The sequence below is a fragment of the Castellaniella denitrificans genome (genome assembly GCF_042653765.1).
In the GTDB taxonomy this organism is placed as follows: domain Bacteria; phylum Pseudomonadota; class Gammaproteobacteria; order Burkholderiales; family Burkholderiaceae_B; genus Castellaniella; species Castellaniella denitrificans.
In genome coordinates, this window is sequence record NZ_JBHSEZ010000029.1 from 134,921 (window position 1) to 161,073 (window position 26,153).

General features: G+C 68.0%; 22 protein-coding genes and 1 tRNA gene. 14 read left to right on the top strand and 9 right to left on the bottom strand.

Annotated elements, in window-relative coordinates; genetic code table 11:
* Nucleotide 1 precedes the first annotated feature (1 nt).
* Entirely contained in the window at nt 2–2,230 is a 2,229-nt protein-coding gene (locus tag ACFO27_RS15670) for an FUSC family protein (protein WP_376818178.1), read from the bottom strand.
* A 194-nt stretch (nt 2,231–2,424) separates the two neighbouring features.
* Between ACFO27_RS15670 and ACFO27_RS15675 the strand changes: the two genes are divergently transcribed.
* The 11 genes from ACFO27_RS15675 to pnp all read left to right on the top strand — a co-directional run bounded on the left by ACFO27_RS15675 (nt 2,425) and on the right by pnp (nt 15,114).
* Nucleotides 2,425–3,702, top strand: a complete 1,278-nt coding sequence (locus tag ACFO27_RS15675) for an MFS transporter (RefSeq protein ID WP_376818179.1) — start codon at nt 2,425–2,427, stop codon at nt 3,700–3,702.
* Between the two features lie 74 nt (nt 3,703–3,776).
* The gene (locus tag ACFO27_RS15680) at nt 3,777–4,490 is read left to right on the top strand and encodes a carbonic anhydrase (RefSeq protein WP_376818180.1); all 714 of its coding nucleotides are present in this window, start codon (nt 3,777–3,779) and stop codon (nt 4,488–4,490) included.
* 69 nt (nt 4,491–4,559) lie between these two features.
* A complete protein-coding gene (locus ACFO27_RS15685) occupies nt 4,560–6,395 on the top strand; it encodes a type IV pili methyl-accepting chemotaxis transducer N-terminal domain-containing protein (protein ID WP_376818181.1) in 1,836 nt (611 codons plus the stop codon).
* Between the two features lie 37 nt (nt 6,396–6,432).
* A complete protein-coding gene (locus tag ACFO27_RS15690; protein ID WP_376818182.1) occupies nt 6,433–7,089 on the top strand; it encodes a response regulator in 657 nt (218 codons plus the stop codon).
* Between the two features lie 339 nt (nt 7,090–7,428).
* Entirely contained in the window at nt 7,429–9,153 is a 1,725-nt protein-coding gene (locus ACFO27_RS15695) for an acetolactate synthase 3 catalytic subunit (RefSeq protein WP_376818296.1), read from the top strand.
* An 11-nt stretch (nt 9,154–9,164) separates the two neighbouring features.
* A complete protein-coding gene (ilvN, locus tag ACFO27_RS15700) occupies nt 9,165–9,656 on the top strand; it encodes an acetolactate synthase small subunit (RefSeq protein ID WP_323025020.1) in 492 nt (163 codons plus the stop codon).
* A gap of 79 nt (nt 9,657–9,735) precedes the next feature.
* Nucleotides 9,736–10,752: a ketol-acid reductoisomerase gene (gene ilvC, locus ACFO27_RS15705; protein WP_323025019.1), complete on the top strand. Its 1,017-nt coding sequence runs from the start codon at nt 9,736–9,738 to the stop codon at nt 10,750–10,752.
* Between the two features lie 196 nt (nt 10,753–10,948).
* Nucleotides 10,949–11,629, top strand: a complete 681-nt coding sequence (locus ACFO27_RS15710) for a phosphatidylserine decarboxylase (protein WP_376818183.1) — start codon at nt 10,949–10,951, stop codon at nt 11,627–11,629.
* Entirely contained in the window at nt 11,610–12,404 is a 795-nt protein-coding gene (gene pssA / locus ACFO27_RS15715) for a CDP-diacylglycerol--serine O-phosphatidyltransferase (RefSeq protein WP_376818184.1), read from the top strand. The genes ACFO27_RS15710 and pssA overlap by 20 nt, the downstream gene beginning before the upstream one ends.
* Nucleotides 12,405–12,543: 139 nt before the next feature.
* The gene (rpsO, locus tag ACFO27_RS15720; RefSeq protein ID WP_043683847.1) at nt 12,544–12,813 is read left to right on the top strand and encodes a 30S ribosomal protein S15; all 270 of its coding nucleotides are present in this window, start codon (nt 12,544–12,546) and stop codon (nt 12,811–12,813) included.
* Between the two features lie 159 nt (nt 12,814–12,972).
* A complete protein-coding gene (gene pnp / locus ACFO27_RS15725) occupies nt 12,973–15,114 on the top strand; it encodes a polyribonucleotide nucleotidyltransferase (RefSeq protein WP_376818185.1) in 2,142 nt (713 codons plus the stop codon).
* 160 nt (nt 15,115–15,274) lie between these two features.
* Here the strand turns inward: pnp and fliD are convergent, their stop codons facing one another.
* Together fliD and ACFO27_RS15735 are read right to left on the bottom strand one after the other, a co-directional pair.
* Complete coding sequence (fliD, locus tag ACFO27_RS15730; protein WP_376818186.1) at nt 15,275–16,669, bottom strand: flagellar filament capping protein FliD; 1,395 nt, start codon at nt 16,667–16,669, stop codon at nt 15,275–15,277.
* Between the two features lie 106 nt (nt 16,670–16,775).
* Nucleotides 16,776–17,759, bottom strand: coding sequence for an NAD(P)H-quinone oxidoreductase (locus ACFO27_RS15735; protein WP_376818187.1), 984 nt, complete (start codon nt 17,757–17,759; stop codon nt 16,776–16,778).
* 57 nt (nt 17,760–17,816) lie between these two features.
* On the opposite strand from ACFO27_RS15735, the gene ACFO27_RS15740 reads away from it, so the two are divergent.
* From ACFO27_RS15740 to ACFO27_RS15750, 3 genes are all read left to right on the top strand, one after another.
* A tRNA-Ser gene (locus ACFO27_RS15740) sits at nt 17,817–17,906 on the top strand.
* Nucleotides 17,907–17,954: 48 nt separating this feature from the next.
* The gene (locus ACFO27_RS15745) at nt 17,955–19,058 is read left to right on the top strand and encodes a PLP-dependent cysteine synthase family protein (RefSeq protein WP_376818188.1); all 1,104 of its coding nucleotides are present in this window, start codon (nt 17,955–17,957) and stop codon (nt 19,056–19,058) included.
* Nucleotides 19,055–20,611, top strand: coding sequence for a diguanylate cyclase (locus tag ACFO27_RS15750; protein WP_376818189.1), 1,557 nt, complete (start codon nt 19,055–19,057; stop codon nt 20,609–20,611). Before ACFO27_RS15745 ends, ACFO27_RS15750 begins: the two co-directional genes overlap by 4 nt.
* A 595-nt stretch (nt 20,612–21,206) precedes the next feature.
* Here the strand turns inward: ACFO27_RS15750 and ACFO27_RS15755 are convergent.
* Genes ACFO27_RS15755 through ACFO27_RS15780 form a run of 6 tightly spaced genes read right to left on the bottom strand, consistent with a single transcriptional unit; the run spans nt 21,207 to nt 26,152 of the window.
* Nucleotides 21,207–21,449 (bottom strand): DUF2274 domain-containing protein, encoded by a 243-nt coding sequence (locus ACFO27_RS15755; RefSeq protein WP_031656893.1) that lies wholly within the window; start codon nt 21,447–21,449, stop codon nt 21,207–21,209.
* Nucleotides 21,446–22,732 (bottom strand): TraB/TrbI/VirB10 family type IV secretion system protein, encoded by a 1,287-nt coding sequence (locus ACFO27_RS15760; protein WP_376818190.1) that lies wholly within the window; start codon nt 22,730–22,732, stop codon nt 21,446–21,448. Before ACFO27_RS15760 ends, ACFO27_RS15755 begins: the two co-directional genes overlap by 4 nt.
* Before the next feature lie 2 nt (nt 22,733–22,734).
* Nucleotides 22,735–23,736, bottom strand: a complete 1,002-nt coding sequence (gene trbG, locus ACFO27_RS15765) for a P-type conjugative transfer protein TrbG (RefSeq protein ID WP_376818191.1) — start codon at nt 23,734–23,736, stop codon at nt 22,735–22,737.
* The gene (gene trbF / locus ACFO27_RS15770) at nt 23,733–24,437 is read right to left on the bottom strand and encodes a conjugal transfer protein TrbF (protein WP_376818192.1); all 705 of its coding nucleotides are present in this window, start codon (nt 24,435–24,437) and stop codon (nt 23,733–23,735) included. Before trbF ends, trbG begins: the two co-directional genes overlap by 4 nt.
* 12 nt (nt 24,438–24,449) lie before the next feature.
* On the bottom strand, nt 24,450–25,835 hold the full coding sequence (gene trbL, locus ACFO27_RS15775; RefSeq protein ID WP_043088274.1) for a P-type conjugative transfer protein TrbL: 1,386 nt from the start codon (nt 25,833–25,835) through the stop codon (nt 24,450–24,452).
* Nucleotides 25,832–26,152 (bottom strand): EexN family lipoprotein, encoded by a 321-nt coding sequence (locus tag ACFO27_RS15780; RefSeq protein WP_041110920.1) that lies wholly within the window; start codon nt 26,150–26,152, stop codon nt 25,832–25,834. The genes trbL and ACFO27_RS15780 overlap by 4 nt, the downstream gene beginning before the upstream one ends.
* Between the last annotated feature and the right edge of the window lies 1 nt (nt 26,153).

Sequence of the window (26,153 nt, forward strand, 5' to 3'; positions counted from 1 at the left end):
TTCAGCCGGCCGTCCGGGCCCGCGCGGCCGGCGGCCGTTCCGGCGGCGCCTCCAGCGCCCGCATTTCTTCTTCGATGCGCTGCGCGGCCTTGATCATCTGGCGCAGGGGGTAGGCGATGGTCGCGTAGTCGCCCTCGGTCTCGATGACGTTGGGCGGTGCGGCCACGCGGCCCGCCAGCGCGTCCCGCGTGGCCGCCAGCGCCTGGCGGATGCCTTCGGGCTCGTCGTCGATCAGCGCCAGGTGCGGGATCACGGCGGCGATCTGCGAGGCCAGCGTATGGTTCTGGATCAGCAGGCGGTTCAGCTCCGGCACGTGGCGCTGGCGGCTGACGGGCTCGTCCATCATGCGGTAGAAGGCCGAGGCGAAATTGCTGAAGGCGATGTGCACGTTCTTGCGGGCCAGCCGCCAGCGCACGTCGGCTTCGCCGGGTTCGGGGGCGTCGGCCGCGCCCGCCGCCCGCGCGGCGCGGCAGGCGCGGACGTGGTCCAGCCCGGCCTGCAGGAACGCCTGGTTGGCGGCGCGCAGCGCCCGCGCGAGTTCGCCCAGGGTGTTGCGTTCCCAGGACGGCAGGATGTAGCTGCAGGTCAGCGCCAGGATGCTGCCGATCACGGTGTCGGCCAGGCGCTCGCCCACCACCGCGTTGGATCCCGGCGCCAGGAAATGGAACACCAGCAGCACGAACAGGGTGTTGAACACCGCCGACAGGGTGTAGTTCACCTGGACCAGGCTGTAGCCCAGGACGCTGCAGGCCACCAGGATGAGCAGGTAGGCGAGGGGATTGCGCACCAGGGCGAACAGCAGCAGCGACAGGCCGCAGCCGATCAGTGTGCCCGTCAGGCGCCAGCCGTTGCGCTGCCGGGTCAGCGCGAAGCCGGGCTTCATGATGATCAGCACCGTCAGGACGATCCAGTAGCTGTGGCCCGCCATGCCCGGGTCCAGCGCGCTCACCAGCGGGGTGCGGGCCAGCAGGGCGCCCACCACCATGGCCAGCAGCGCCGCGACCGCCACGCGCAGCGCGTAGCGGAAGTGCGCGGAGCGGCGGCTCAGGTTGCGCGTCAGCAGGTCCGCGCGCCATTTCTGCCGCGTCAGGAAGCGGTCCAGGGTCTGGCGCGCGCGGACCGGATCGGTTTCCGGCGGGACCGGGTTCACGGAATGGTCCGCCATGCGGTCGACCTGGCGGGTCATGTTGCGCAGCCGGCGCAGCACCTGGACCAGCAGGGCGTAGAGTTCCGGATCGGACTGCGGCATGCCGCCCTCGCGCAGCTGCTGCAGCTCGAATTCCAGGGCGCGCAGTTCGGCCTTGACGCTGTTGCGCACGCGGTGGCGGCGGTTGCGCGCCACGTTCAGGGCCAGGCCGGCCACGTTGGCGGCGAGCTTCATCATGGCGTCGCGCACGAACAGCAGGATGTCGCTGTCGGGCAGCGCGCGCCGCAGGGTGGCGTAGTCCGTGTGGGTGGCCACCATGCTGTCGAGCAGGTTGATCATGTCGACGAACAGGTTCAGCAGCCCCTGGCGCAGGCGGTCGGCGTGGGTGGCGGTGCCGCGCGGCTGTTCGCGCAGCACCATGTCGCGGGCGGCCTGGTGGGCCTCGGTCATGAGCGCCTGGCGGCGGATCAGGTGGCGGTAGCTGTCGTCCAGGTCCTGGTGGATGTCGTAGAAGCGGGCCCGTGCCGCGATGTAGTCGGCCGTGGCGAACAGCGCCACGGACAGGGCCTGCTGTTCCTCGCGGTGCCACAGCAGCCGGTGGGCGGCGGCGCTGTAGAGCAGGTAGAAGGCCCCGCCCAGGAACGAGGTCAGCGTGTGCTCCAGCACGTCGGCCGGGGTCAGCGGCGTGCGCAGGGTCAGGGTCATGATCAGCAGGCAGGCGAAGCCCAGCAGGCCGCCGTGCTTGCCGTAGACGGTCAGCATCGAGAAGCCGAAGCACAGGGCGGGCACGGTCAGCCAGACCGCCAGGACGTGGCTGGAGGCCAGGCCGGTCAGGAACGTGGTGGCCGAGCCCAGGCACAGGGCGGCGAACATGCCGTTGATGCCGTAGCGCCGGGGGCCGCCGGGCTGGTCCAGGATGGCCACGCAAGCGGCGCCGACCGCCGCCACGAAGCCGCCGGCGTGCCAGCCGAAGACGCCGGACAGCACCAGGGCCGGCAGCAGCACGCCCGTGGCCTGGCGCAGCCCGCCGAAGAAGTAGTGGCTGTAGAAGAATCGCTGCAGCTGCGAAGTGGGCAAGATCATGCGGCCTGCGTCTGATGCCGCGGATGCATGCGGCGCGGGGACTTGTTCAGAGGTCCCCAAGTATAGAGAACACCTGGCCGGAGTATCTAGTTACTCCGGCGGGCGAGGGCTGGTCATGAGACCGATATCCGGAAAGGCGCGAATTCCTTATGCTTCCACCATGCGGATTTCCCGCTCAAGAAGGCCAAGTCACCATGACCACTCCATCTTCCCGAAAAGCCCTGTCCGTGCTGATCGCCAGCACTTTCGCATTCACGATCTGTTTCGCCGTCTGGATGATGTTCGCCGTGCTCGGCATCCCCATCAAGACCCAGCTCGGCCTGTCCGAGACCCAATTCGGCCTACTGGCCGCCATGCCGGTGCTCTCCGGCTCGCTGGTGCGGGTGCCGCTGGGCATCTGGACCGACCGCTACGGCGGGCGCATCGTGTTCTTCCTGACCATGATCGTGGCCGTGGTGCCGATCTGGCTCATGTCCTACGCCACCCAGTACTGGCAGTTCCTGGTCCTGTCGCTGTTCGTCGGCCTGGTGGGCGGCTCGTTCTCGGTGGGCACGCCCTACGTGGCGCGCTGGTTCAAGCGCGACCGGCAGGGCTTCGCCATGGGCGTGTTCGGCGCCGGCAACTCGGGCACGGCGGTCACGAAGTTCGTGGCGCCCGCGCTGATCGTGGCCGCCGGCGGCGCCTGGACCATCGTGCCGCAGGTGTACGCCGTCGGCCTGCTGATCACGGCCTGCCTGTTCTGGGTGTTCACCGCCACGGATCCTTCCCACCTGCAGGCCGCCTCCAGCGGCGGCTTCCGGGCCCAGCTGCATCTGCTGCGCGACCCCCGGGTCTGGCGCTATAGCCAGTACTACTCGGTGGTGTTCGGCGGCTATGTCGGCCTGTCGCTCTGGATGGTGCACTACTACGTCGATGAATACGGCTTCAGCATGAGCACGGCCGCCTTCCTCGCGGCCTGCTTCTCGCTGCCGGGCGGGGTGCTGCGCGCCCTGGGCGGCTGGATTTCCGACCGTGTCGGCGCCTACCGCACGACCTGGTGGGTGATGTGGGTGGCCTGGGTCGCGTTCTTCATCCTCAGCTATCCGAAGACCGACTTCACGATCCAGACCGCTTCCGGCCCGCTGTCCTTCCACCTGGCGCTCAGCCCGACGATGTTCACCATCCTGATGTTCGTCGTGGGGATCGCGATGGCGATCGGCAAGGCCTCCGTGTTCAAGTTCATCTCCAACGACTACGACGGCAACATCGGCGCGGTCTCCGGGATCGTGGGCCTGGCCGGCGGCCTGGGCGGCTTCATCCTGCCGATCCTGTTCGGCGCGCTGCTGGACTTCACGGGCGTCAATTCCAGCTGCTTCATGCTGATGTACGGCACGGTCTGCGTCTCCCTCGTCTGGATGCACTACAGCTTCCGCGGCGAAGGGCTGCGCGAGTCCCGGTCCCGGGCGGCGAAACTGGCCGCGGACGCCGCCTGATTCCTGCGTTCTTCACTTCATCGAATGGCCGGGCCCGCCCTCCGGGGCGGACCGGTCCGGCAAGGAGGACAGCCGTGCACGACATCCAGCGACTCCTGGGCGGTTTCAAGGGGTTCCGCCGACGCTACTACCAGGAAGACCCTTCCTTGTACCAGAGCCTGTGCGCAGGCCAGCGGCCGGCCACGCTGCTGATCGCCTGCTGCGATTCCCGGGTGGACCCCGCCCTGATGCTCGGGTGCGAGCCGGGCGAGCTGTTCGTCGTACGCAACGTGGCCAATCTCGTGCCGCCGTACGGCCGGGGCGACAGCCACCAGGGGGTGCTGGCGGCCATCCAGTTCGCGGTCGAGCAGCTCGCCGTCGAACGCATCATCGTCCTGGGACACAGCCAGTGCGGCGGCATCCGGGCCCTGATGGAGCAATCCCTCACCACGCAGGACGAGGCGGGCGTCGTGGGGCGCTGGGTGTCCGTGGCCGAGACGGCCCGGCGCGAAGTGATGGACCGCATGCCGGGCGCGGCCTTCGAGATGCGCTGCAGGGCCTGCGAGAAAGCGGCCATCCGGGTCTCGCTGCGCAACCTCGAAAGCTTCTCCTGCGTGCGCGAGCGGCGGGAGCGGGGGGCGCTGTCGCTGCACGGCTGGCACTTCGACATGGCGCGCGGAGAACTGGAAGTCTATTCCCCGCAGGCGGACGCCTTCCTGCCCCTGTGCCTGTCCGGGCCCGCCCCGGATCCGGCCTGGGCGGAACACCACGTCCCGCCCCGGGAGTCCCTCGCGCTCCAGCTATACTGATCCGGCGCGGGACGCGCACGGGCGCGCATCCCGCCATTCCCGGCCGCAGGCCGACGCTTCCCGTTCCGCATGGATCATACGAACTCTCCTTACCTGGATTCGCCGGCCTTCCGCTACCGCCTCTCGACGCGCATCATCTCGACCACGGCGGTGGTGCTGATGGTCGTGCTGGGCATGATCGGCTGGACCCTGTGGCTGTCCTGGCAGCTTGAAGGCGCCGGCGCGGCGATCAACGACACCGGCAGCCTGCGGATGCGGGCCAACCAGGTCGCCATCGCCCTGCTGCGCCACGCGCCCGGCTCCGGGCCGGAAGGCGCCGCCGGCGCGTCCGGCCCGCCCGATCTGGACGACCTGCTCTCGGTCCAGGCGCGGATCCTGGGCCGCATCCGCCAGGGGGACGCGGCCCGGCCCCTGGCCCTGCCGCACGATCCCCTGATCCGTGCCCAGATGGACCGGGTCACGGCGCTCTGGGACGAACGGCTGGTGCCCGCCGCCCGGGCGGTCCGGACGGGCGAGCCGGAGGACGTCTACCAGGACCTCCTGCCCGAGTTCGTGGCCCAGGCCGACCACCTGGTGCGCATGATCGAGGACGACAGCGCCCGCAAGACCAGCCGCCTGCGCTTTTCCCAGGGGATGCTGATCGCCATGGCCTGCGCCGGGACGCTCGCCCTGGTGTATCTCCTGTACCTGTGGATCATCCATCCCGTGCGCCGCCTGCAGGACGGCCTCCAGCGCATGGCGCGGCGCGAGTTCGGCGTGCGCCTGCCGGTGGACCGGCGCGACGAGTTCGGCGTGCTGGCCCGCGGATTCAACCGCATGGCCGACGAGCTGCAGGGCCTCTACAGCGACCTGGAGGCGCGGGTGGCCGAAAAGACCGCCCAGCTCGCCAGCCAGAACGAGGTCCTGTCCGCACTCTACGACATGGCGACCTTCCTGAACCGGCCCAACGACATCGAGGCGGTCTGCCGGGGCTTCCTGGACCGGGTGATCCAGCGCTTCGGCCCCGACGGCGCGGCGGTCCGCCTGCGCGGCCCCCAGGGAGACCGGGCGCGGATTTCCATGACCTCCGGGCTGGAAGGCGCGGGGCCGTTCCCCGAGTCGGCCTCGTTCCGGGTTCACACCCAGGAGGACGTGCTGGGCGAATTCACGCTGTATTTCCGTGAGCCGCATCCCCTGGGGGCGGAGCAGATCCATCTGCTGGAAACCCTGGGGCTGCACCTGGGCGTGGCGGTCCAGAACCGGCGCCTGAGCGGCCAGGCGCGCCAGCTGGCCATGGAACAGGAACGCAATCTCGTCGCGCAGGGGCTGCACGACAGCATCGCGCAGGGCCTGAACTTCCTCAACCTGCAGCTGCAGCTGCTGGACCGCGCGGCCGACCGCGCCGACCTGGACGAGATCCGCGAGATCGTGCCGCTGCTGCGCACCGGCGTGGACGAGAGCTACCAGGACGTGCGCGAGCTGCTCAACAACTTCCGCACCCAGCTGGGCGAAGGCGGGCTGCTCGACGCGGCCGAAGAGGCCGTGGCCCGGTTCCGCCGCCAGACCGGGATCGAGGTTTCGCTGCGTTCCGACGGGCTGACGGGCGGGGCGCCCCTGACGCGGGTGCAGCAGCTCGAGGCCCTGTTCATCCTCCAGGAAGCCCTGTCCAACGTGCGCAAGCATGCCGAGGCCGGCAAGGTCGACATCCACCTGAGCAACCGCACGGATTTCCGCATGGAGATCACGGACGACGGGATCGGCTATGATCCCGACAGTCTCGCCGATCGGCCCGAGGGACATTTCGGCCGCCGCATCATGCAGGAACGCGCGCGGCGCATGGGCGCCACCCTGACGGTATCGACCGCGCCCGGCCAGGGGGTCTCGATCGTGCTGGAACTGCCGGCCGGCCAGCGCCGGCTGGCCTGATGAAACCATGCGCGGCCCGGAGCCCAGGGGTGGAAACATGATCAGAATCCTGCTGATCGACGATCACAGCCTGTTTCGCACGGGCATCCGGCTGCTGCTGCAGCGGTACCCGGAATTCGAGATCGTCGGCGAGGCGGCCGACGGCCTGGAAGGCATCAAGCGGGCCCGCGCGCTGGCGCCCGACGTGATCCTGCTGGACCTGAACATGCCCGGGCTGTCCGGGCTCGCGACCCTGCAGCTGCTGGCCCAGGACGTACCCGACTGCGCCGTGCTGGTGCTCACCGTGTCCGAGGATGCCGAGGACCTGGGCCAGGCGCTCCAGGCGGGCGCCAGCGGCTATCTGCTGAAGAACGTCGATGGCGATGCGCTGGTGGCCGCCATCCACAAGGTGGCGGCGGGCGAGGCCACGATCGCCGACGAGATGACCGGCAAGCTGGTCGAACAGTTCCGGCGCCGGTCCGATCCGGCGGCGCCGGGCGGACGGGGCCAGCGGGATCGCCTGACCCAGCGCGAGCGCGAGATCGTCCAGTGCCTGGCGCGCGGCGAAAGCAACAAGCTCATCGCCCGCAACCTGGACCTGTCCGAGAGCACGGTCAAGATCCACGTGCAGAACATCCTGAAGAAGCTCGACCTGAGCAGCCGGGTCCAGGTGGCGGTGTACGCCGTCGAGCACGGCCTGCTCGACGAAGCCTGATTTGCTTCCCATGTTGCAACGCGGTAAATTAGCCCATCGGCCGGCCCCATGGCGGCCGCCCGATGTGGCGAACGCTCCCGGGTCACACACCCGGTTTTTTTCGTCTTCCGTCTTTATGTCCCAGGATGTGTCACAAGCGCGGTCCGGGGCGTCCATTTCCACCACGTTGCGCCTGATGGCGCGAGTGTCTTGTGCCAAGGGGCGCAGACTGGTCCCGCAATGTGTCCGGGCAAAGCGATTCCGTGAATCGCCCAGCGTCGGATCATGTCGCGGATCGCCGGGACTGGCCCGGGCTGCCGACAGGCCGCTTGGTGCACGACACGGGTCAAGAAAGGAATCATCATGGAACTCAATGGCGCCGACATCGTCGTGCGTTGTCTGATCGAGGAAGGCGTAGACCATGTGTTTGGCTACCCCGGCGGCGCGGTCCTCTACATCTACGACGCGATCTACAAGCAGGACAAATTCCAGCACGTGCTCGTGCGGCACGAACAGGCGGCCGTCCACGCCGCCGATGCCTATTCCCGATCCTCCGACAAGACCGGCGTCTGCCTGGTGACCAGCGGGCCGGGCGTGACCAATGCCGTCACCGGCATCGCCACGGCCTACATGGACTCGATCCCCATGGTCATCATCAGCGGCCAGGTCCCCACGCACGCCATCGGCCAGGACGCCTTCCAGGAATGCGACACGGTCGGCATCACCCGGCCCTGCGTCAAGCACAACTTCCTGGTGCGCGACGTCAAGGACCTGGCCGAAACCATGCGCCGCGCCTTCTACATCGCGCGCTCCGGCCGTCCCGGCCCGGTGCTGGTGGACATCCCCAAGGACGTCTCCGTGGCCATGTGCAAGTACACGCCGCCGCGCAGTCCGGTCCAGCTGCGTTCCTACGCGCCGGTCACCAAGGGCCACCAGGGCCAGATCAAGAAGGCCGTGCAGATGCTGCTGGCCGCCGAGCGCCCGATGATCTACGCCGGCGGCGGGGTCGTGCTGGCCGACGCCGCCGACGAACTGCGCAAGCTGGTCCGGCTGACCGGCGCGCCCTGCACCACGACCCTGATGGGCCTGGGCGCCTATCCCGGCACGGACGAGCGCTTCGTCGGCATGCCCGGCATGCACGGCACCTACGAAGCCAACATGGCGATGCAGCATTGCGACGTGCTGATCGGCATCGGCGCGCGCTTCGACGACCGCGTCATCGGCAATCCCAAGCATTTCGCCCAGGTGCCGCGCAAGATCGTGCACGTGGACATCGACCCGTCCTCGATTTCCAAGCGGGTGCGGGTGGACGTGCCCATCGTGGGCGACGTCAAGGAAGTCCTGCAGGACCTGATCGGCCTGTACGCCCAGTCGATGGCCGAGCAGGGCCTGGCGGAACACCGCCTGGATCCCTGGTGGAAGCAGATCGACGCCTGGCGTGGCCGCAAGTGCCTGGACTACGAGCAGTCCGACACGGTGATCAAGCCGCAGTTCGTGGTCCAGAAGCTGTGGGAAGTCACGCGCGGCCAGGCCATCGTCACGTCCGACGTGGGCCAGCACCAGATGTGGGCGGCCCAGTACTATCCCTTCCCGGAACCGCGCCGCTGGATCAATTCCGGCGGCCTGGGCACCATGGGCGTGGGCCTGCCCTACGCCATGGGGGTGCAGATGGCCAATCCGGACCGCGACGTCGCCGTCATCACCGGCGAAGGCTCGATCCAGATGAACATCCAGGAACTGTCCACCTGCAGCCAGTACCGCCTCACGCCCAAGGTCCTGTGCCTGAACAACCGCTACCTGGGCATGGTGCGCCAGTGGCAGCAGATCGAATACGGTTCGCGCTATTCGGAATCGTACGTCGACGCCCTGCCGGATTTCGTCAAGCTGGTCGAGAGCTACGGCCACGTCGGCATGCGCATCGACAAGCCGGCCGACGTCGAGCCCGCCCTGCGCGAGGCGTTCACGAAATACAAGGACCGTCTGGTGTTCATGGATTTCATCACCGATCAGACCGAGAACGTCTGGCCCATGGTGAAGGCGGGCCGCGGCCTGACCGAGATGCTGCTGGGTTCCGAGGATCTGTGAGGGGATAAGACATGAAACACGTGATTTCCATCCTGCTGGAGAACGAACCCGGCGCCCTGTCGCGCGTGGTGGGGCTGTTTTCGGCGCGCGGCTACAACATCGAGACGCTGACCGTCGCGCCCACCGAGGACGCCACCCTGTCGCGCATGACCATCGTCACGGTCGGCTCCGACGAGATCATCGAGCAGATCACCAAGCACCTGAACCGCCTGGTGGACGTGGTCAAGGTCGTCGACCTGTCCGAAGGCCCCCACGTCGAGCGCGAGCTCATGCTGATCAAGGTCCGGGCGGTCGGCAAGGAACGCGAGGAAATGAAGCGCATGGCGGAGATCTTCCGCGGGCGCATCATCGACGTCACCGACAAGACCTACACCATCGAGCTCACCGGGGTGCAGGACAAGATCGCCGCCTTCATCGGGGCGCTGGACCGCACCGCCATCCTGGAGACGGTCCGCACCGGCGTCTCCGGCGTGGGGCGCGGCGAACGTGTACTGAAGCTTTGAACCCCGCGGGCGCCCCGTTGCAGGGGCGTCCGGCTGTAGCAACCTCTCGTTTCAGAATTAAAAAATCGGAGTATTCAACATGAAAGTTTTCTACGACAAAGACTGCGACCTGTCCCTGATCAAGGGCAAGACCGTCGCCATCATCGGCTATGGCTCCCAGGGCCACGCGCACGCGCAGAACCTGCATGATTCCGGTGTCAAGGTCGTCGTCGGCCTGCGCAAGGGCGGCGCGTCCTGGAAGAAGGCCGAGAACGCCGGCCTGGCCGTCAAGGAAGTCGCCGAGGCCGTCAAGGGCGCCGACCTGGTCATGATGCTGCTGCCCGACGAGAACATCGCCCAGGTCTACCGCGGCGAAGTCGCCGCCAACCTGAAGGCGGGCGCCGCGCTGGCCTTCGCCCACGGCTTCAACGTGCACTACGGCCAGGTCGTGCCGCGCGCCGACGTGGACGTCATCATGATCGCCCCGAAGGCCCCGGGCCACACCGTGCGCAGCACCTACACCCAGGGCGGCGGCGTGCCGCACCTGGTGGCCGTGCACCAGGACGTCTCGGGCAAGGCCCGCGACCTGGCCCTGTCCTACGCCATGGCCAACGGCGGCGGCCGCGCCGGCATCATCGAAACCAACTTCCGCGAGGAAACCGAGACCGACCTGTTCGGCGAGCAGGCCGTGCTGTGCGGCGGCACCGTCGAACTGATCAAGGCCGGCTTCCAGACCCTGGTCGACGCGGGCTACGCGCCGGAAATGGCCTACTTCGAGTGCCTGCACGAGCTGAAGCTGATCGTGGACCTGATCTACGAGGGCGGCATCGCCAACATGAACTACTCGATCTCCAACAACGCGGAATACGGCGAATACGTCACCGGCCCGCGCGTGGTGACCGACGAGACGCGCGCCGCGATGCGCCAGTGCCTGGCCGACATCCAGTCCGGCGTCTACGCCAAGAACTTCATCCTGGAAAACGCCGCCGGCGCGCCGGAACTGACCTCGCGCCGCCGCCTGAACGCGGAATCGCAGATCGAACAGGTCGGCGCCAAGCTGCGCGCCATGATGCCCTGGATCGCGGCCAACAAGCTGGTGGACCAGTCCAAGAACTGATCCTTTCCCATGCGGCGAGCAGCCGGTCGCCTCGTCGGGGCGCCGGCTGTTTTTCGTTGCGCGCCCGGCCGCTCCGGGAGCAAACAGGCACCGCCGGGACCCGCCCGCGCGGGGGAGGGGGCGGCCAGAGCGGCTGGCGCCCGCCGGTCCGCCCGCGTGTCTCCCCATGCTGAATTGGGTTATTCTTGCGCCTACCATGAAAATCCCCCCGTATCCCCATCCGCCGATCGCCCGCGAGGGCTGGCCCATCCTGGCCGGCGCGCTGATCGTCTCCCTGCTGGTGACCTGGTGGTCGCCCTGGGCTTCCGTCCCGTTCTGGGTGTTCACGCTGTTCGCCCTGCAGTTCTTCCGCGATCCCGCGCGCGAGGCGCCCGAGGGCGAGGGCCTGGTGCTGTGCCCGGCCGACGGCCGCATCGTCTGCGTCGAGGACGCGGCCGATCCCTACGCGGACGGGCGCCCGGCGCTGAAGATCAGCGTCTTCATGAACGTCTTCAACGTCCACTCGAACCGCGCCCCGGTCGATGGCGAGGTCCGGTCCATCGAGTACTTCCCGGGCAAGTTCTTCAACGCGGCCCTGGACAAGGCATCCCTGGAGAACGAGCGCAACGCCATGGTGCTGCGCACGGCCGACGGGCAGACGGTCACGGCCGTCCAGGTCGCGGGCCTGGTGGCCAAGCGCATCCTGTGCCATGCCCGGGTCGGGCAGGCCCTGTACGCGGGGCAGCGCTATGGTTTCATCCGCTTCGGCTCGCGGGTGGACGTATACTTGCCCGTGGGGACCCGTCCCAGGGTCGCCCTGGGCGACAAGGTCAAGGCCACCCGCACGGTCCTGGCCGAACTCCCCGTTACGCCCCGCGATGACGCTTCCGCAGCCTGAACCCATGCCTGACGAACCTCAGCGCCGCCGCAGCATCTATCTGCTGCCCAACGCCTTCACCACCGCCAATCTGTTCGCCGGTTTCTACGCCGTCGTCCAGTCCATGAACCAGCACTTCGAGGTGGCCGCCATCGCCATCTTCCTGGCAATGGTGTTCGACAGCATGGACGGGCGCGTGGCCCGCCTGACCAACACCCAGTCCGCCTTCGGCGAGCAGTACGACTCCCTGGCCGACATGATGTCCTTCGGCATGGCGCCCGCGCTGGTGATGTACGAATGGTCGCTGCAGGGCCTGGGCCGCTGGGGCTGGCTGGCCGCCTTCGTCTACGTGGTGGGGGCCGCCCTGCGCCTGGCGCGCTTCAACGCCAACATCGGCAAGGTCGACAAGCAGTACTTCCAGGGCCTGCCCAGTCCGGCGGCGGCGGCGCTGGTCGCCGGCTTCGTCTGGCTGTCGGTGGACAACAAGCTGTCCCTGTCCGATGGCGTCATCCCCTGGGCCGCCTTCGCGATGACGGTCTATGCCGGCGTGGCCATGGTGTCCAACGCGCCGTTCTTCAGCGGCAAGTCCTTCGCGCTGGGCCGCAGCGTGCCGTTCTGGGTCATGCTGGTGGTCGTGGCGGTCTTCGTCTTCGTCTCCAGCGATCCGCCGGTGGTGCTGTTCGCCCTGTTCGTGCTCTACAGCCTGTCGGGCTGGGTGCTGTGGCTGTGGCGCGTGCGCCGGGCGCGCCGCCTGGGGCAGCGCATGCGCAACGCCGACGGCGGTGACGACGCCTGAGGCGGGCGATCCCGACCGGGTTTGCGCGTCCGGGGCCGTAATCCGCTATAATCTTTCCCGCGCCACGATTTGCGTGGCGCTTTCATTTGATCCCACGGCAGCGCGCCTCGGTGCTGCCGCTTGTCCATTGAGGAATAAAATGTCTGTTGCAGATATCGTCAAGTCCGACATCGTCGCGCAATTCCAGCGCGCCGCCAGCGACACCGGCTCCCCCGAAGTCCAGGTGGCCCTGCTCACGGCCCGCATCAACGAACTGACCGGCCACTTCAAGACCCACAAGAAAGACCACCACTCGCGTCGCGGCCTGCTGCGCATGGTCAGCCGCCGCCGCAAGCTGCTGGACTACCTGAAGGGCCGCAACCCGGATTCGTATCGCGCGCTGATCGAAAAACTCGGCCTGCGCAAGTAATGCCCGGGGGCTTTGCTCCCCTTCGCACGAGCCGTGCACGCTGCATCGTTTTGCGCAGCGTGCGCGGCTTTTTGTCATGGGTCGCCGCAATCAGCCCCGCCTCCGGTGGGCGGGTCGCGGGCAGGAGCCGCGCGGGCGTCCCTTTTATAGGATCAGAAAATGTTCAATAAAGTGAGCAAGTCGTTCCAATACGGTCAGCACACCGTCGTTCTGGAAACCGGTGAAATCGCCCGCCAGGCCGGCGGCGCGGTGCTGGTGTCCGTCGACGACACGGTGGTGCTGGCCACGGTGGTGGCCGCCAAGACCGCCAAGCCCGGCCAGGATTTCTTTCCGCTGACCGTCGATTACGTCGAAAAGACCTACGCGGCCGGCAAGATCCCCGGCGGCTTCTTCAAGCGCGAAGGCAAGCCCTCCGAAAAGGAAGTCCTGACCTCCCGCCTGATCGACCGTCCGCTGCGTCCGCTGTTCCCGGAAGGCTTCTACAATGACGTCCAGATCATCATCCACACGGTGTCGGTGAATCCGGAAGTCGATCCCGACATCCCCGCCCTGATCGGCGCCTCGGCCGCCCTGGCGATCTCCGGCATTCCCTTCAACGGTCCGGTGGGCGCCGCCCGCGTGGGCTACATCGACGGCCAGTACGTCCTGAACCCCAGCGCCTCGCAGGTGCGCGGCGAGTCCCAGCTGGACCTGGTGGTCGCCGGGACCGAAGCCGCCGTGCTGATGGTCGAATCCGAAGCCAAACAGCTGTCCGAAGACGTGATGCTGGGTGCCGTGGTGTTCGGCCATGAACAGATGCAGGCCTGCATCAACGCCATCCATGAACTGGTGGCCGAAGCCGGCAAGCCCGAATGGGACTGGCAGCCCGCCCCGCGCAACGAAGTCCTGGCCACCGCCGTGCGCGCGGCCGCCTTCGATCCCCTGAAGGCCGTCTATCAGCTGCGCGACAAGCAGGAGCGCACCGCGCGCCTGCGCCAGGTCTACGCCGACGTCAAGTCCAAGCTGGCCGAACACGCGGCGGCCCGGGGCGACGTCGCGCCCGACCACGTCGAAGTCGAGAACATGCTGTTCGCCCTGGAATCGGAAATCGTCCGCGGCCAGATCCTGAACGGCGAGCCGCGCATCGACGGACGCGACACGCGCACCGTGCGCCCGATCAGCATCCGCCTGGGCGTGCTGCCGCGCGCCCACGGTTCGGCGCTGTTCACGCGCGGCGAAACCCAGGCGCTGGTGGTCACCACCCTGGGCACCAAGCAGGACGAGCAGATCATCGACTCGATCATGGGCGAGTACCGCGACCGCTTCATGATGCACTACAACATGCCGCCGTTCGCCACCGGCGAGACCGGCCGCTTCGGCGTGCCCAAGCGCCGCGAGATCGGCCACGGCCGCCTGGCCAAGCGCGCCCTGTCGCCGCTGCTGCCCGCCGCGGAAGACTTCCAGTACACCCTGCGCCTGGTGTCCGAGATCACCGAATCCAATGGTTCATCGTCCATGGCCTCGGTCTGCGGCGGCAGCCTGTCCATGATGGATGCCGGCGTGCCGGTCAAGGACCACGTGGCGGGCGTCGCCATGGGCCTGATCAAGGAAGGCGGCAAGTTCGCCGTCCTGACCGACATCCTGGGCGACGAGGATCACCTGGGCGACATGGACTTCAAGGTGGCCGGCACCGTCGGCGGCATCACCGCCCTGCAGATGGACATCAAGATCCAGGGCATCACCAAGGAAATCATGCAGGTGGCGCTGGCCCAGGCCCGCGAAGGCCGCCTGCACATCCTGGGCAAGATGCGCGAGGCCATCGACGGCTCCCGCCAGGAACTGTCCGACTTCGCGCCGCGCATGCTGAGCATCAAGATCAATCCGGAAAAGATCCGCGACGTGATCGGCAAGGGCGGCGCCACCATCCGCGCGCTGACCGAGGAAACCGGCTGCCAGATCGACATCAGCGACGACGGCAGCATCACCATCGCCAGCGCCGACCTGGACCGCGCCCACGAAGCCGAGCGCCGCATCAAGGAACTGACCGCCGACGTCGAAGTGGGCCAGGAATACCAGGGCACCGTCCAGCGCCTGCTGGATTTCGGCGCCATCGTCCAGGTCCTGCCCGGCCGCGACGGCCTGCTGCACATCTCGGAGATCGCCAACTACCGCATCGCCGACATCAACGACGTGCTGAAGGTCGGCCAGACGCTGCGCGTCAAGATCCTGGAAGCCGACGAACGCGGCCGCCTGCGCCTGTCGGTCAAGGCGATCGGCGGGATCGAGGCCCAGGGCGGCCCCGCCGCCCCGGCCGCGCAGTAACCCTGCCCCGTCTCCGCGGCCTCCGGGCCGCGGAAGCGAACGAAAAAGACGCCGGAATACGGCGTCTTTTTCGTTCCGGCCAGTGAAAAGACACGAGGCGCACGCTGGAAGACCAGTGTGCGCCTCGTGTCTTGGCCGTGGCGGGAGCGCCTGTGCCCGCCTATCCCAGACCGGCCAGCTGCTGCGTCAGGTAGGTGCTCAACGAGTTCATCTGCGCCATCGCGGCGTCCAGCGCGGTGAACTGCTGGCGATAGGTGTCCATCTGGGCGGAGATGCGGCTGGAAGTCTGGTCGTACTGCGCCTTCAGGTCATTCAGCATGTCGTTGGCGCCGGCAGTGGCCGATGAAAACGACCCGCCGCTTTGCAGGAGATTGGTCGTCAGGGTCTGGAAGGCGCCGCCGATGCCGGCCGATCCGCCCAGGAGGCTCTGGACGTCCGCGGGATCGCTGGCGAGCAGGCCGGACAGGGTGTCGGCATTCAGCGATAGCTGCCCGCTGGTGGGATCGGTGCTCAGGCCGAGGTTGAACAGGGAGCCGATGGCGCCGCCCGGGACGGGCGTGTCGAGCGCGTCAAACAGCCGTTCCTGGACTTCCAGGGCGAGCGGGTCGCCCGTGAGGGGGCTGCCGGTCTGGGTCGTGGTGTCGTAGGCGGTCAGCGACTGCAGGGTCGACAGCACGCTGTTGTATGCCGTCACCAGGCCTTGCGCGGCCTGTATCGTCTGCGCGTCGTCGTGGGTGAGGGAGAGCGTGGCAGGCGATGTGTCCACCGCGTCCAGGTCGAGCGTGACGCCCGTCACCGCGTTGTCCACCGTGTTGCTCTGGCTGGTGATGGCGATCCCGTCGATGTGCAGCAGGGCGTTGCTGGCCGGGTTTTCGGTGACGCTCGAACCGGCGCCCTGGGTGAAGCCCAGGATGCCCTGCAGGCTGGCGTTGTCGCTGCCGATGCTGGCGACCGCCGCCTGGGTGCCGGTCTGCCGGGCGATGAGCAGCAGGTGATAGGGGCTGCCCGAGCCGTCGTTGATGATCGTGGCCGATACGCCGAGCGAAGCATCCGCGTTGATGGCGCTGGCCAGGCCGCTGAGCGAAGTGTCCTTGCCCGTGAGGTCGAGCGCGTGGCTCGTGCCGTCGGCCAGGGTGAAGGTGATCGTGCCGCCCGTGCCGTTGCTGGCGGTGCGGCTGGCTTGTCCGGCGCTCACCAGTGTCTGCGCGCTCGCCAGCTGGTCGACCGAGATGCTGTATTGCCCGGCGATGGCTCCGCTGCCGACGCTGGCCGTGAAGGCGGGACTGCTGACGCTGGCCTGCAGCGTGTCGAAGGCGGACGCGTCGGCCAGTGCCTGCGCGGCGGTCTGCAGGCCGCCGAGGGCGCCTTGCAGCTTGCCGTAGGCCGACAGGGTAGCGTTGAGCGAGTCTTCCTGGTTCTGGATGGGCTGCAAGGCCGCGTCTTCGCCGGTTTCCAGTTGTTCGAGGAGGGTGCCGAGCGGCAGGCCCGAGCCGACGCCCAGCGACGAAATCGTGGAGACATCAGAGGAACCGGCTGAAATTGCGGACAAGGCCATGATGAACTCCGGTGAGCGATTTCCCTACGACAGCCGCCCGGCGGAAAAGTTCAGTGATCCAATGGTAAATGAATGTTTCCGCCGGGCGGCGCCAGGCCGGGCTGCGTCAGCCTCCGGCGGTCAGCACGATCTTGCCGATCTGTTCGCCCGCGTCCATCATGGCGTGGGCGCGCGCGGCCTCGGACAGCGGGAAGGTCGCATGGATCGAGGGCCGCACCGCGCCGGATTCCAGCAGCGGCCAGACGCGCTCGCGCAGCGCCCGGGCGATGCGGGCCTTGAATTCCACGGGGCGCGTCCGTAGCGTCGAGCCCGTCACCGTCAGGCGGCGGCGCATCACCTGGCCGCAGTTCAGTGTTCCGCGCGCGCCGCCCAGGAGGGCGATCATCACCAGCCGGCCGTCGTCGGCCAGGGCTTCGATGTTGCGTTCCAGGTAGCCGCCCGCGACCATGTCCAGGATCACGTCCACGCCGCGTCCGTTCGTCAGCGCCTTGATTTCCGCGACGAAATCCTGCGCGTGGTAGTCGATGCCGCGCGTGCAGCCCAGCGCTTCGATGGCCCGAACGCGCTCGGCGCTGCCGGCCGTGGCGTAGACCGTGTGGCCGAAGGCGCGCGCCAGCGCGATCGCCGTCGTGCCGATACCGCTGGCGCCGCCGTGGACCAGCAGGGTCTCGCCGGGCGCCAGGGCGCCCCGGTCGAAGACGTTGCTCCAGACCGTGAAATAGGTTTCCGGCAGCGCGGCGGCCTCGACCGTGGACAGGCCGGCCGGCACGGGCAGGCACTGCGCGGCGGGCGCCGCGCAGAATTGCGCGTAGCCGCCGCCGGCCACCAGGGCGCAGACGGTGTCGCCCAGCTTGAATCCGGCGGCTTCCGGCTCGCCGCCGACGATGCGGCCGGCGACCTCCAGGCCGGGCAGGTCGGACGCGCCGGCGGGGGGCGGATAGCTGCCCTGGCGCTGGAAGACGTCGGGCCGGTTGACCCCGGCGGCCTCGACTTCGATCAGGACCTCGCCGGGGCCGGGCACGGGGGTGGGGCGGTCCGTCGGACGCAGGACTTCGGGGCCGCCCGGCGCAGTGATTTCAATGGCTTGCATGTGGCGCTCCTTCGGATGTGCAAGCGGCATTATGCGCTACACTTTCGTTCTTCATGCGGAAGCGTGCCAGAGCGGTTGAATGGACCGGTCTTGAAAACCGGCGATGGGGCGACCCATCCGTGAGTTCGAATCTCACCGCTTCCGCCATCCGCGTTCGGGCGGCCCCGTCGCCCCACGGGCCAGGGAAGCCACGACATGGACCACTGCATCAAGGGGCGCAGCGCGCTGACGCCGGAAGACCGGGACTGGACGCGCCAGGCCATCCGCATCCTCGAGGCCGACGGCCGGCGCTCCGCCGACACGCACCTGGTGAAGCCGGACTTTCCGGGGCTGCGCGGCATCGACATCTATTTCAAGGACGAGAGCACGCACCCGACCGGCAGCCTCAAGCACCGCCTGGCGCGTTCCCTGTTCCTGTACGGCATCTGCAACGGCCGCATCCGCGAGAACACGCTTCTGGTCGAGGCCTCGTCCGGCTCGACGGCCGTGTCGGAAGCCTATTTCGCCCGCCTGCTGGGCCTGTCCTTCGTCGCCGTGATGACGCGTTCGACCAGCCGGCAGAAGGTCGAGGCGATCGAGCGCTTCGGCGGACGCTGCCATTTCGTCGATCATGCCCGGGAAGTCTACGGCGCGGCCCAGGCCATCGCCGACGAGGCGGGCGGCTACTACCTGGACCAGTTCACGCACGCCGAGCGCGCCACGGACTGGCGCGGCAACAACAACATCGCGGAAAGCATCTTCCGCCAGATGTCGGGCGAATTCCACGCCGTCCCCGAGTGGGTGGTCATGAGCGCCGGCACCGGGGGAACCTCCGCCACGCTCGGGCGCTTCATCCGCTACCGCAACCTGGACACCCGGCTGTGCGTGGTCGACGTCGAGGGCTCCGCCTTCTACGAGGCCTGGCAGAGCGGCGACATGAACATCACGGCGACGGGTTCGCGCATCGAAGGGATCGGGCGCCCGCGCGTCGAGCCTTCCTTCATTCCGACGGTCATCGACGAAATGATCCGCGTCCCCGACGAAGCCTCGATCGCGGCGGCGCACGTGCTGTCCGACCGGCTGTTTCGCCGCGTGGGCGGTTCGACGGGAACGAATTTCATGGGCGTGCTGTGCATGGCGTCGCTCATGCGGCGGCAGGGGCGGACCGGATCCCTGGTCACCCTGATCTGCGACAGCGGCGACCGGTACGCGACGAGCTATTATGATGAAACCTGGCTGCGTTCGCAGCGACTGGACATCGGCGGATGGCGCGAGCGGATCGAGCACTTTCTGGACACCGGGGAGGGAAGCCTCCTGTGAGCCGGCGATCGGCGGCCGCCATTCTGGGGCTGCTGATGTGGGGCCTGTCGCCGGGCCCCGCGCCGGCCGCCCAGGCCATGGACTGCGCCGGCGCGCGGTACGTGCGCCTGAATGAACCCGTCGTCGTCGCCCCCGAGGCACTGGCCGAATTCCGCGCCTTGCCGCCCCTGCGCGTGCTGGCCCTGGACGCGCCGCCCATGGTGCGCCGCGATGCGGACCGTGGCGTCTATTCCGGCATCGGCATCGATGTCTGGTGCTTCATCGCCGGCCGGCTCGGGCTGCGCTATGAACTCGTGCCGGAGCGGGGCCTGACCGTGGCGGGGAAGATCGGCCAGGTCCAGACGGACGGCGCCGACGTCCTGATTCCGCTCAGCCTGCGGCCGGACCGCGCGCGGCACGGCCTGTTCACCCGGCCTTATTACGAGAGCCGCTACGCCGTCATCGCCCGCAAGGGGTGGCAGTCGCCGATCTACCGGATGGCCGACCTGGCGCACTACCGCGTCGGCGTCGTGCATGGCGTCGCGTTCGAGCCCATCCTCCGGGATCTCGTGCCGGCGGGGCAGTTGCGGACCTACGACCAGGCCTCCAGCGACGGCCTGTTCCAGGCCCTGCGCGAGGGCGAGATCGACGTGGCGGTGTTCAACAAGAGCATTTTCACGGAGAAGCGCTACAGCCGTGAATACTTCGATCTCGAGATCGTGCTGGTCCTGCAGGAATACCCGCGCGCCTACCGGTTCTACGTCAGCGACACGCCCGTGCATCGCCGCCTGGTGCGGGCCTTCGACAGCTACCTCGCGGCGCTGGACGTGTCGGAGTCCGTCGCGCGGCACGAAGAGGGCGAGGGCCAGCTCATCGAGCGCTATGTGGCCCAGCGCAGCCAGCGGGTCCTGCTGCAGGTCGCCGGCGGAGCCGCCGCGCTTCTGGCCCTGGCGTTCTTCCTGGCCCTGCGCCGCTACCGCCGGCTGTCCCGCCTGCTGGCCGAGCGCAACCAGCACATCCTGCAACAGCAGGAGGCCTTGCAGGCCGCCAACCTGGAACTGGAAAAGCAGAACCAGACCGACAGCCTGACCCACCTGGCCAATCGCCGCCATTTCGACCAGACGCTGGCGCGCGAGCACGCGCGCTGGCGGCGCACGGGATCGCCCCTGAGCCTGATGATGCTGGACGTGGATCATTTCAAGAGCGTGAACGATCACTTCGGCCATCAGGCCGGCGACGATTACCTGTCCGCCATCGCCCGGGCGATGCGCGGCAACGTGGTCCGGCCCGCCGACCTGATGGCGCGCTACGGCGGCGAGGAGTTCGCCTGCCTGCTGCCCGACACCGGGTCCGAGGCCGCCCGGGCCGTGGCCGAGCGCATCCGCGAGTCGGTGGCGCGGCTCGAACTGCCGAACCCGCGGGCGGGCGTTCCCCATGTGAGCGTGAGCATTGGCATCGCCACCCTGGAAGGCGGGCATGCCGGCGTGCAGGAATTCCTGGCCGGCGCCGATGCGCAACTGTACGCCGCCAAGCGGGCGGGGCGGAACCGGATCCACGCCACCGTGCTGGACTGAGCCGCTTTCACCGCCGGGGCGTTCGGCCCTTTTCGGTACAATGCCGCATCACATCACGCCCGAGTGGTGAAATCGGTAGACACAAGGGACTTAAAATCTGTTTTGTCAAGTCCTTTCTGCTAGAACTACTGAGCCAGAAGGTCAATAGTGACAACGGTTTGCGGACATCCGAGCCGTAGCTTTGCAGCTAGGCTTGACGGCCAGGGGCCAGCTAGGCGCCAGTAGATGGAGGTAGGTGTTTTCGGTGCGTTGAGCACTACGCCCGAGTGGTGAAATCGGTAGACACAAGGGACTTGAACAATTTGAGCCTTCGGGGGGAAACGCCCGAAGTGAAGCCCGTCAAAGTCGGCGAACGCCCTGGATGCTCTTGCACCCGAGCCAACGCCGAGCCAAGCCCAAGCTGCCGTTTGGGAAGGTGTAGAGAGCAGACGGCGGGCACCTACGGTCGCAAGGCTATGGTGAAGGCGTGCTCCAGACCACGAACGCCCTGCGTTGAGCAGGGCGGCGGCGAAAGTCGAAGTGGTAAGAAAATCCCTCGCCGAAAGGCGTGCCGGTTCGATTCCGGCCTCGGGCACCAATCCAGAGCCGCCCCTGTTCACGCAGGGGCGGCTTTTCCGCTTTTGGGCTGTGTGCGCTTGAAGCCTCGATCCCCCGCCATGAACGCCTCCAGCATGTGCGGGATCAGCTTCTCTGCATCGACTGCTTCACCATACGCCTGCGCGTGCAGCGCGGCGTAGCGATCGAGGTCAGCTTTCAGGCTGGCAGGACACGCGAAGGTCAGCTTGACGTTCTCGGTCTTGGGCAGCGGCCCGAGCCGCAGCTTCTTGGTCGTACTCATTGCGAAGCTCCCCGGTTGAAGAACAGAGGCTGGTACGGCCGCAGCACCAGATCCCGGTTGACAATGATCCGCACCGGCAGGCCCGGCCGTTCGGTCAGCGTCGGCTGGATGTTCATGTTGCGTCGGGTGATCTCCTGGCCGACCTGATTGATGCTGTCCTGAGCGCTGTCACGCCCGGCGATGACGATGCGGTTGCCGTCCTGCCGGTTCTCCGGCGCGGCCAGTTCGGCACCCACGCCCAGTAGCGTCGTCAGCGCCGCACCCGCGACGATGCGCTTCCAATGCCAGTCCACGTCATCTTCCAAGCCCGCGTAGCCGGCCGGGTCGGTGCCCACGAGGTTGTCGAGCGTCAGCGAGGACGTGTCGGGCAGGATGATCCGGTTCCACACCACCTGCACGCGGCTCTGTCCGTAGCTGACCTGGCTGTTGTAGCGCCCGAGGATGCGCGATCCCTGCGGGATCAGCAGGAACTTGCCCGTGGCCGTGTCAAAGACCGGCTCCGTCACCGTAGCGATCACGTCGCCCGGCAAGTCCGACTTGATGCCCGTCACCAGCGCGCCCGCGATCACGGTTCCGGCCATCACCTGATACGGCGACGCCGGCAGCGCCAGATTGCCGGAGTTGCGGGTTTCCGTAGAACCGGCTTTCAGGAACGCCTCTTTCTGGTCTTGCCGGTTCTGCACGGTCGTCGGGTCGGCGGGCTGGGCCGCCGTCGAGGCAGGCCCGGCAGCGAGAGGATCGAAGGCCGCGAGTGTGTTTGCAACACCAGGCGCACCCGGCGCAGCTTGCGCGACCGTGGTGGCGGCCTGGCCCTGGCCGCCCGAGCGGAAGAACACCGACGAGGCCGCCGCCGCGTCCGCCTCCTTGCGCAAGGCATCTTCGGGATCATGGCCTGGCGGCGAATAGCCCGGCGTCACCGGCTGCTGCGAAGCGACGATGGCCGGGCCAAGGTCGCCGGGCAACGGCGGCCCCAGCTCGGGCACATCGGGCGGCAAGGCTGGCGGCAGCTTCGAGTAATCCGTCGGCAGCGCATCCAGTCCTTCGGACTTCGAGACGCGATCGACGTTGTAAAGCTCGGTTTGCTCGCCCGTACCGCGCCGCTGCGGTTGCAGCGACCAGATCGTGGCCCCAAGCACGGTGACCGACAGGCCGCCGACGAGGATGGCCAGCGTGCGCCGATTCAGGCGCGTGACCGGGCGCGGCTGGGCGCGCAGCGCCACCGCCTCCGGCGCAACCTTGCCCGCCTGCGGCGTGGCGAGGTCGGGGGTGTCATCCTGGCTCATGCTCAGTTCCTCCGCGCAACGCCGTCCGTGCGCTCGATCCGCACCACATCGCCCTTGTCACCGCCCAAGCGCAGTTCGGCGGCGCCGAACAGCCGATCCACGATGTAGTACGGCGCGCGGAAGCGGTAGTTGACCAGTTGCCCGTCGCCTTCCGCCCCGATCACGAACAGCGGCGGCAGCTCGCCTTGCGCGATGCCAGCGGGGAACTGGATATAGACCTTCTGCCCGTCGTCGAAGGCGCGCAGCGGCTTCCACGGCGGATTGCTGCCACTGACCGCGTAGCGGAAGCGCAGGTTCTCCAACGACAAGCCAGAATCCACCGGCGCGGCGGCGCTGGCCGCCTGCGCCTGGCGCTGCAATGCCAGCATCCGGTCGCGCGGGTACTCCCAGGACACCGACGCCATCCACGTCTTCTCCGTCGAAGCCAGCTCCAGCAGGTACGTCCTGCGACTGGTGGTGATGACGAGATTGGTCTTGAGGCCCGAGCGGATCGGCTTGACCAGCACGTTCACGCGCAGCGCGGCTCCGCTGCCGCTCGATGTGTCGCCCACGATCCAGCGCACGGTATCGCCGGCGGCGACCGTCACCAGTTCCTCGCCCGGCTGGAGCGAAACCACGGTCACGCGGCCCACGGCCGCATAGACTTGATACAGCGCGCCATCGGTGAAGGGCCACACCTGAATCGCGTTGACGTAGCCTTCGCGCGTGGGCGCGACGCGGGCCTCGGCATTGGCGCGCGAGACGCGCACCTTTTCGTCGGCCGGTTCCGGGGGCTTGGCGTCCCCGGCTTCGGGCAACGGCTTCAACTGCGCCGGCATCGGCAGCACCTCGGGCACGGCCACCACCTCCACCGGCGCAGGCGGCTCGGGCAGCGACTGGGCCTGCACCGGCTCATCGAGCGAGATGGTCGGCGGCGGTTTGCCCTGCGTGGCGCAGCCCGCGAACAGAACAGTCGATGCAAGCAGGATCACCACCAAAGCGGATTTACGGAAAAGATCATTCATGGCTTGGCTCCTTCGGAAGAATCCAGTTCGAGGCTCCACGACAGGCCGTTGACGTAGATGCCCAGGGGGTTCTTGCGCAGGCGTTCTTCGGTGCGCGGCGGCTGGAGCACGATGGACACCACGGCCGTCCATCGCTCCAGCCCAGCCGCGGCGCCGTTGACGTAACGGCGTTCCGTCCAGCGCACGTTGAAAGAGGTGTCGCTGGCGCGCACGACGCTGGTGATCTGTACCGTCACAGACTCCTTGCCGATGCGCGCGAACGGGTCGTTGACCCGCGCGTAGTCGTTGAGCACGGCCGCGCCCTTGTCGGTCGTGTAGTCGTAGGCGTCGAGCCAGTTCTGGCGGACGACGATGGAGTCGATGGACAGCGAGCGCACCAGCGTCACGAAGCGCGCGATGTGGTGCGCGGTCTGCGCATCGTTGGGCCGGTATGGCGTGGCGGCTTCGCCCACGGAGCGTACCTGGCCCGCGTTGTCCACCTCCACGACGTAGGGCGTCACGATGGATTGCGCCGAGCGCCACACCAGTCCGCCGGCCATCAGCAGCGCAAGCGTCAGGCAACCGAAGGCCATCAGGCGCCAGTTCTTCGCCTGGACGCGCGGCGAGCCGATGCGCTCGTCCCACACCTGGCCGGCAGCTTGGTACGGCGTGGCAGGCTGCGGCGTGTCGGCGTAGCGCACCTGCGGTTTCTTGAATCGCATGGTCAGTTCTCCTTATGAATCGGAATCGCGCAGGCTCGGCCCCTGGCCGGAGCCGCCGCCATCGCCACCGCGCAGCGCGTGGGCGGTGGTGGTCGCGGCGTGGGTGAGTTGCTGGCGGCGATGCAGGCGCTTGGCCCAAGCGGGCTGTTCCTGTGTCTGCGCCGTAGCGGCGCCGGATGCGGCCTCGCCTGCGGCACCCTGACCGGATGCCGCGCCCGCGCCGCCATCGGCGGCAGCGCCGTTCCAGCCAGCGCGGAAGGGAGCGGCCATGCGTTGCCCGGCAGCGGATGCACGGGATGCAGCCGCACGTCCGGCGGACTGCGCGCCGGTCTTGGCGACGTTGCCCAAGCCCGCCATCGCGCCCTTTGCGCCGCCGCCAGCGGCGGCGGAGCCGGCCTGGAACGCCGATTTCGCACTGCCAGCCGCCGACGTGGCCGCACGCGCACCAGCGCCGGCCAGCTTGGCGGCAGCCGGTGCCATGCGCGCGCCAGCGGCCACGGCACCGCCTACGCCCGTCGCGGCAGCACCAACAGCCACCGCCGTCCCGGCTGCGCCGATGGCAGCGCCTGCCATCGCACCCGCGCCGAGCTGCGGCGCACCGGACACAAGGCCCGTGGCGATGCCAGGGCCGAAGATCCCCAGCGCCAGCAAGGTGAGCGAGGCCAGCATGATGACCAGTGCGTGGTCGAGCGACGGCTCATCGGGATGGACTTGGAACTGAGTGAACAGGCCCGAGCCGATACCGACGATCACGGCCAGCACCAGCACCTTGACGCCGGAGGCCACCACGTTGCCCAAGACCTTTTCGGCCAGGAACGAGGTCTTGTTCCAAAGCGCGAACGGCACCAGCACGAAGCCCGCGAGCGTGGTCAGCTTGAACTCGATCAGCGTGATGAATAGCTGGATCGCCAGCACGAAGAAGCAGAGCACCACGACCAGCCAGGCGAGGAACAACACCAAGATGGCATCGAGGTTCAAGAACACCTCGGGAAATCCCATCATGTCGTCGAGCTGGAGGAAGATCGGCCCGCCCGCGTCAAGGCCGGTTTTCGCCAGCCGGCCCGGCTGCAAGAAGTTCTCCATCGTGATGGCAGAGCCGGTGGCGGTGATGCCCAATCCCGCGAACGAGCGGAAGACGATGCTCGCCAGCCAGTTGAAGTTGTTGATGATGTAGGCGAAGGCGCCGACGTACAGCACCTTGCGCAGCAGCTTGGCGATCACGTCCTCGCCCTGGCCGGTGGCGTGGCTCATGGCCCAATACAGGCCGGCGATCGTCATGTCGATGACGATCAGCGTGGCCGTGAGGAACGCCACTTCGCCCCGCAGCAGCCCGAAACCCGAGTCGATGTAGGCGGAGAAGGTGTTGAGGAACTGGTCGATGATGGTCACGTCATTCATGGCGTGCCCTCCGGTTCGGTCGGCGGTGCCGGCGCTACGCCATCGGCTGGCTCATCGAAGCTCGGTGGGATCGACGGCAGGTCGGCCAGCGTCTGGTATTCATCTGGCCCGGCCTCGCCGGAAAAGAAGCGCCGTCGGAAGGCTTCGGCGGCGGCGCGACAAGCGTCCTCGCCCGTGGCCTGCCGGTCGGCCGCGCATTGCGCGCGCAATGCCTTGAGCCGCATGGGATCGGCGGCCAGGGCATCGACATGGTGGTCGGCCGGCTGCTCGCCGCAAGCGGCCAGCAGCACGACACCAAGGGCGAGGACGCATCGCATG

Bases quoted from the DNA above. Each gene is read 5' to 3' on its own strand.
- ACFO27_RS15670 (WP_376818178.1), bottom strand. From the start codon at position 2,230: ATGATCTTGCCCACTTCGCAGCTGCAGCGATTCTTCTACAGCCACTAC.
- ACFO27_RS15675 (WP_376818179.1), top strand. From the start codon at position 2,425: ATGACCACTCCATCTTCCCGAAAAGCCCTGTCCGTGCTGATCGCCAGC.
- ACFO27_RS15685 (WP_376818181.1), top strand. From the start codon at position 4,560: ATGGATCATACGAACTCTCCTTACCTGGATTCGCCGGCCTTCCGCTAC.
- ACFO27_RS15690 (WP_376818182.1), top strand. From the start codon at position 6,433: ATGATCAGAATCCTGCTGATCGACGATCACAGCCTGTTTCGCACGGGC.
- ilvN (WP_323025020.1), top strand. From the start codon at position 9,165: ATGAAACACGTGATTTCCATCCTGCTGGAGAACGAACCCGGCGCCCTG.
- ilvC (WP_323025019.1), top strand. From the start codon at position 9,736: ATGAAAGTTTTCTACGACAAAGACTGCGACCTGTCCCTGATCAAGGGC.
- ACFO27_RS15710 (WP_376818183.1), top strand. From the start codon at position 10,949: ATGAAAATCCCCCCGTATCCCCATCCGCCGATCGCCCGCGAGGGCTGG.
- pssA (WP_376818184.1), top strand. From the start codon at position 11,610: ATGACGCTTCCGCAGCCTGAACCCATGCCTGACGAACCTCAGCGCCGC.
- rpsO (WP_043683847.1), top strand. From the start codon at position 12,544: ATGTCTGTTGCAGATATCGTCAAGTCCGACATCGTCGCGCAATTCCAG.
- pnp (WP_376818185.1), top strand. From the start codon at position 12,973: ATGTTCAATAAAGTGAGCAAGTCGTTCCAATACGGTCAGCACACCGTC.
- fliD (WP_376818186.1), bottom strand. From the start codon at position 16,669: ATGGCCTTGTCCGCAATTTCAGCCGGTTCCTCTGATGTCTCCACGATT.
- ACFO27_RS15735 (WP_376818187.1), bottom strand. From the start codon at position 17,759: ATGCAAGCCATTGAAATCACTGCGCCGGGCGGCCCCGAAGTCCTGCGT.
- ACFO27_RS15745 (WP_376818188.1), top strand. From the start codon at position 17,955: ATGGACCACTGCATCAAGGGGCGCAGCGCGCTGACGCCGGAAGACCGG.
- ACFO27_RS15755 (WP_031656893.1), bottom strand. From the start codon at position 21,449: ATGAGTACGACCAAGAAGCTGCGGCTCGGGCCGCTGCCCAAGACCGAG.
- ACFO27_RS15760 (WP_376818190.1), bottom strand. From the start codon at position 22,732: ATGAGCCAGGATGACACCCCCGACCTCGCCACGCCGCAGGCGGGCAAG.
- trbG (WP_376818191.1), bottom strand. From the start codon at position 23,736: ATGAATGATCTTTTCCGTAAATCCGCTTTGGTGGTGATCCTGCTTGCA.
- trbF (WP_376818192.1), bottom strand. From the start codon at position 24,437: ATGCGATTCAAGAAACCGCAGGTGCGCTACGCCGACACGCCGCAGCCT.
- trbL (WP_043088274.1), bottom strand. From the start codon at position 25,835: ATGAATGACGTGACCATCATCGACCAGTTCCTCAACACCTTCTCCGCC.
- ACFO27_RS15780 (WP_041110920.1), bottom strand. From the start codon at position 26,152: ATGCGATGCGTCCTCGCCCTTGGTGTCGTGCTGCTGGCCGCTTGCGGC.